Here is a 5,214-nt window from a genome sequence, read left to right on the forward strand (position 1 = left end):
ACCTCGCGCAGCGGCACGCCGCCCACGGTCGCCGTCGAGTACCTGACCAGTTCGACGCCGGCATCGGCACTCGATTGAGGATGTCTCTCCTGCCGGGGTCGCCGGCGGACCGCCGAACCCTGTTCCTCGTGCAGTTTGCCCCAGGCCGCCCCAGCATCGAACGCGGGCACGAAGTCGCCCGCGCCGTCAGTATGACTGAGGGCGACCCCGCGAGAACAAGCGGCCGAGAATCGCGCGAGGGTAGGACCGCGGCCAAGGTGTCGGCATCGAAGCCCGTGCCTCAGTGTGCCGGGATCGCCCTCGGCTGCTGGCAGCACCTCGCACACCCGGGGACGGTTCTTTCGCATGCGATTCTCGAACGTTGGGGGACGGTTCTTTCGCGTGCGAAAAGCGCACGCGCGGGGACGGTTCTTTTCGTCCCACTTCTGGGACGAAAAGAACCGTCCCCCGAGTTGCGAAACCGAGCCTGCGGTCAGGAGAGGGTGGCGATCCAGTTGCGCAGCAGCGCCGCACCGGCCTGACCGGACTTCTCCGGGTGGAACTGGGTGCTGGACAGCGACCCGTACTCGACGGCCGCGATGAACCGGTCGCCGTCGTGCTCGGCCCAGGTCACCTTCGCACCCTCCGGCAGACCGGCTCCGGAGCGGACGCCGTAGGAGTGCACGAAGTAGAACCGCTCCCCTGCCAGCCCGGCGAACAGCGTCGAATCGGCCGTAGCCTCGACCGTGTTCCAGCCCATATGCGGTAGCCGGGCACTGGTCAGCCGCTCCACCACGCCGGGCAGGACGCCGACGCCGGCGGCGTCCAGGCCGTGTTCGACGCCGTGCCCGAACAGCACTTGATGGCCGACGCAGATGCCCAATACCGGACGGCCCTCAGCAAGCCGCTGCCGGATGATCGCCGGCCCGCCGACGGCACTCAGCCCGTCCATGCAGGCCGCGAAGGCGCCCACGCCGGGCACCACCAGGCCGTCCGCCGCCAACGCCGCGTCGGCGTCCGCGGTGAGGACGACGTCCGCGCCGGCAGCGCGCAGCGCACGGGTCGCCGAGTGCAGGTTGCCCGAACCGTAGTCGAGGACGACCACGCGCGGGTCGGTCACAGCGAACCCTTGGTGGACGGAATCGCGTCCGCCACCCGCGGGTCGATCGCGACCGCGATCCGCAGCGCCCGGGCGACGGCCTTGAACTGGGCCTCGACGATGTGGTGTGGGTCGCGTCCGGCCAGTAGCCGCAGGTGCAGGCAGATGCCGGCGTTGATCGCGAACGACTCCATCAGGTGGTAGGTCATCGAGCCCGCGTAGGGCACGCCGGAGCCGCCGATCAGCGCGTAGATCTGGCCGTCCGGCTCACCCGAACAGACCGCGTAGGGACGTCCGGCGACATCGACGACGGCGTGCGCGAGGGCCTCGTCCAGCGGCACGGTCGCGTCACCGAAGCGGACGATGCCGCGCTTGTCGCCGAGCGCCTGCTTCACCGCCGCCCCGAGTGCGATGGCGGTGTCCTCGACGCTGTGGTGGCCGTCGATGTGCAGGTCGCCGGTGGTGCTGACCTCCAGGTCGATCAGCGAGTGCTTGGACAGCGCGGTCAGCATGTGGTCGTAGAACCCGACGCCGGTGCTGATCGTCGAGGCGCCGGTGCCGTCCAGGTTCACCGCCACCCGGATGGTCGACTCACTGGTGCTGCGCTCCACCACCGCGGTGCGTGCCGTCATCGGATCTCCTCCAGTACCTCGGCCAGGGCCGTGTAGAACGTCTCGGTTTCGTCCGGGGTGCCGGCCGAAACCCGTAGCCAACCTTTGGGTCCGGTCTCCCGGACCAGGACGCCGCGGTCCAGCAGCCGCTGCCAGACATCATGCCGGTCATGGAACGGACCGAACAGGCAGAAGTTGGCGTCCGAGTCGATCACCTCGACGCCGAGTTCCGGCAGCCGGACGAGCATCTCGTCGCGCGTCCGGCGCAGCTGATCGACCTGGGAGAGCAGGAAGTCGGCGTGCTGCAGGGCGGTCTCGGCGATGATCTGGGTCTGCGCCGACAGATGGTACGGCAGCCGGACGATGCGGCAGGCATCCACGATCGCCGGCGCGGCAGCGAGGTAGCCGATCCGGCCGCCGGCCAGGGCGAATGCCTTGCTCATCGTGCGGCTGACGATCAGGTTGCCGAACCGTGGCAGCAGGGTCAGCGCGGTCTGCTCGGGGTGCCGGGAGAACTCCTGGTACGCCTCGTCGACCACCACGATCGCGTCGGTGTGGGCCAGCACCTCGGCGATCACCTGCAGCGCGACCGGGGTGCCGGTCGGGTTGTTGGGCGTGGTGATGATCACCACGTCGGCGGCGTGCTCGGCGATCGCGGAACCGATCAGTTCGGCGTCCAGGGTGAAGTCCTCGTAGCGCGGCACCGTGACGTAGCGGGTGTGGGTGTTGCGGGCGTACTCGGGGTACATCGAGTAGGTCGGGGTGAAGCTGAGCACCGTGCGGCCGGGGCCGCCGAAAGCACCCAGCACGTGGGTCATCACCTCGTTGGAGCCGTTCGCGGCCCAGATGTTCTCGATGGTCAGCCCGTGCCCCAGGTACGCCGCCAGCGCGGTGCGCAGGCCGGTCGCCTCGCGGTCCGGGTAGCGGTTCATGCCGGTGGCGCCGGCGGTGATCGCGGCGGCCATGTCGGCGGCGATCTCGGCGCTGGGCGGGAACGGGTTCTCGTTGACGTTGAGGCACACCGGCACGTCCAACTGGGGCGCGCCGTAAGGCTCCTCGCCGACCAGTTCGGGACGCAGCGGCAGGTCGGCCAGCGTCGGATTGGGTTTCATCGATCCGCCTTCTCTGTGGTGAATCTGCTTGTCGATCGGAATATTGAGGACTGGAACACGGTCTGCGTCCGGGTGGTCGTCGTCACTGGGCCGGACGGCGAACGGTAACCGCCGCACCGTGGGCCGGCAGGTTCTCGGCGGCGGCGAAGGTCTCTACCACGCTCGCCACCTCGAGCAGCGCCTGGCGCGAGTAGTCGATGACGTGCACGTTCTTGAGGAAGCTGTTCACGTTGAGGCCGGACGAGTGGCAGGCGCAGCCGGCGGTCGGCAGCACGTGGGTGCTGCCGGCGCTGTAGTCGCCGAGCGAGACCGGCGACCAGGGCCCGACGAAGATCGCACCGGCGTTGCGGACGCGACCGGCGATCGTCCGGGCGTCGCGGGTGTGGATCTCAAGGTGTTCCGCCGCGTACGCGTTGACCACGTCCAGGCCCTGGTCCAGGTCATCGACCAGCACCACGGCGGACTGCTCGCCGGCCAGCGCGGTACGGATCCGCTCGGCGTGCGTGGTCGCTGCAACCTGCGGTTCCAGCTCGGCGCGGACGGCGTCCGCCAACTCGACCGAATCGGTGACCAGGACGGCTCCGGCGAGCGGATCGTGCTCGGCTTGCGAGATCAGGTCGGCGGCGACGAAGCGCGGGTCGGCGGTGTCATCGGCGAGGATGGCGATCTCGGTCGGGCCGGCCTCGGAGTCGATGCCGACCTTGCCGCGCAGCAGCCGCTTGGCCGCCACCACGTAGATGTTGCCCGGCCCGGTGACAAGCTGGACCGGCTCGCACAGCCCGTCCACACCGTGGGCGAACATGGCGATCGCCTGAGCCCCACCGACGGCGTACACCTCGTCCACCCCGAGCAGCGCGCAAACGGCCAGGATGGTCGGGTGCGGCAGGCCGTCGAATTCGGCCTGCGGCGGAGACGCCACCGCGATCGAGGACACGCCGGCCACCTGAGCGGGTATCACGTTCATCAGCACCGAGGACGCCAGCGGCGCCAGCCCACCCGGCACGTAGAGTCCGACCCGCTCGACGGGGATCGCCCGGGCCTCGACGACCGCGCCCGGTGCCGGTTCGGCGCGCCGGACCTCGGCCCGTGCCTCCAGCTCGGCGACTGCCCTGCGGCGGCGAATGGACTCGGTGAGCGCGCCGCGCAGTTCCGGGGTCAGCCCTGCCTCGGCGTCCGCGATGGCCTGCGCCGGCACCCGCAGCTCGGTGGGCTCGCAGCCGTCGAAGCGTGCGGAGAACTCGCGCAGGGCGTCCGCGCCACGCTCGGCCACCGCGTCGCAGATCGGCCGCACCACCTCGACCGCATGCTCGACGTCCATCGGAGCCCGAGGAACGACGGTGCGGTAGTCGACGGCCTGCCCACGCAGGTCAAGGGTGCGGATCACCCCTTGATTCTAAGGGTTGGGCCACCGAGCCCGCCGCTCGTCGAGCCTGCCGAGACCCCGCCCCAGCCCCGTCATCCCGGCGGACGCCGGGATCCGTGCGCGGGAGGAGCGCGGAGATTCCGGGGCAAGCCCGGGATGACCAAGCGGCGCGGGCGCCGTGGATCGGTCCCGGTCGCGCCGACGGCCTGTGCAAGGCTTGTCGGCATGACCTACGAGAAGCCCGAAGTCGATTTCCCCGGCGAGGCCCCTGATGATCTGACCATCACCGACATCACCGTCGGCGACGGCGCCGAGGCTGCGGCGGGCGACACCGTCGTGGTGCACTACGTCGGCGTCGCCCACTCCAGCGGCGAAGAGTTCGACGCCTCCTACAACCGTCGCGAGCCGCTCAGCTTCCGGCTCGGCGTCGGCCAAGTCATCGCCGGCTGGGACCGCGGCGTCCAGGGCATGAAGGTCGGCGGACGCCGCCAGTTGGTGATCCCGCCGCACCTCGGCTACGGCGACCGCGGCGCCGGCGGCGTCATCGCACCGGGCGAAACCCTGATCTTCGTGGTGGACCTGCTCGCCGTCCGCTGAGTTTTCGTACTTTCGGGGACGGTTCTCTCGGTCACCGGGAGAACCGTCCCCGTTAGGTGGCGAGTTCTTGGAGTAGGCGCCAAGCGGCGCGGACGTGGTCGAGGGTGGTGTTGCGGGCGCCGATCGAGAAGCGGAGGGCCACCCGGTCGCCCAGCACCGTGCGGGTGAACAGCACCTCGCCGGTTGCGTTGGCCGCCTCGATCAGCGCGGTGGTCGCGTCGTCGCCGGCGCGCAGGGCCAGGCACAACAGGTTCAGTGGGTGCGGCGCGAGGATCTCGAACCGCTCGTCGGCGGCCACCCATTCAGCCAGTTCGGACGTCCACGCGAGTTGGTCGCGGATCATCGCCTGGGCCGGGCCGACGCCGTCCGTGCGCAGGGTGAACCAGAGCTTGAGTGCGCGGAACCGGCGGCCCAGCGGCACCTGCCAGTCGCGGTAGTCGATCACCGCACCGG

At 70.3% G+C, this 5,214-nt stretch carries 6 protein-coding genes; 1 reads left to right on the forward strand and 5 read right to left on the reverse strand.

Going from position 1 to position 5,214, the window contains the following annotated elements:
- Nucleotides 1-472: 472 nt before the first annotated feature.
- The 4 genes from hisH to hisD form a co-directional block, all read right to left on the reverse strand.
- Complete coding sequence (gene hisH, locus Q0066_RS04240; protein ID WP_298130354.1) at nucleotides 473-1,099, reverse strand: imidazole glycerol phosphate synthase subunit HisH; 627 nt, start codon at nucleotides 1,097-1,099, stop codon at nucleotides 473-475.
- On the reverse strand, nucleotides 1,096-1,710 hold the full coding sequence (gene hisB / locus Q0066_RS04245) for an imidazoleglycerol-phosphate dehydratase HisB (protein ID WP_298130355.1): 615 nt from the start codon (nucleotides 1,708-1,710) through the stop codon (nucleotides 1,096-1,098). Before hisB ends, hisH begins: the two co-directional genes overlap by 4 nt.
- Nucleotides 1,707-2,801, reverse strand: coding sequence for a histidinol-phosphate transaminase (locus tag Q0066_RS04250; protein ID WP_298130356.1), 1,095 nt, complete (start codon nucleotides 2,799-2,801; stop codon nucleotides 1,707-1,709). Before Q0066_RS04250 ends, hisB begins: the two co-directional genes overlap by 4 nt.
- 82 nt (nucleotides 2,802-2,883) lie before the next feature.
- On the reverse strand, nucleotides 2,884-4,185 hold the full coding sequence (gene hisD, locus Q0066_RS04255; protein WP_298130358.1) for a histidinol dehydrogenase: 1,302 nt from the start codon (nucleotides 4,183-4,185) through the stop codon (nucleotides 2,884-2,886).
- Nucleotides 4,186-4,389: 204 nt separating this feature from the next.
- On the opposite strand from hisD, the gene Q0066_RS04260 reads away from it, so the two are divergent.
- Entirely contained in the window at nucleotides 4,390-4,761 is a 372-nt protein-coding gene (locus Q0066_RS04260) for an FKBP-type peptidyl-prolyl cis-trans isomerase (RefSeq protein ID WP_298130359.1), read from the forward strand.
- A gap of 52 nt (nucleotides 4,762-4,813) precedes the next feature.
- On the opposite strand, the gene Q0066_RS04265 is transcribed toward Q0066_RS04260, so the two are convergent.
- The coding region (locus Q0066_RS04265) for a pyridoxal-dependent decarboxylase (protein ID WP_298130362.1) at nucleotides 4,814-5,214 on the reverse strand (401 nt) is incomplete at its 5' end.

The organism is Micropruina sp. (assembly GCF_027492755.1).
Taxonomy (GTDB): domain Bacteria; phylum Actinomycetota; class Actinomycetes; order Propionibacteriales; family Propionibacteriaceae; genus Micropruina.

Excerpts from the sequence above, each read along its gene's own strand:
- hisB (WP_298130355.1), bottom strand. The coding sequence starts at position 1,710 with ATGACGGCACGCACCGCGGTGGTGGAGCGCAGCACCAGTGAGTCGACC.
- Q0066_RS04250 (WP_298130356.1), bottom strand. The coding sequence starts at position 2,801 with ATGAAACCCAATCCGACGCTGGCCGACCTGCCGCTGCGTCCCGAACTG.
- Q0066_RS04260 (WP_298130359.1), top strand. The coding sequence starts at position 4,390 with ATGACCTACGAGAAGCCCGAAGTCGATTTCCCCGGCGAGGCCCCTGAT.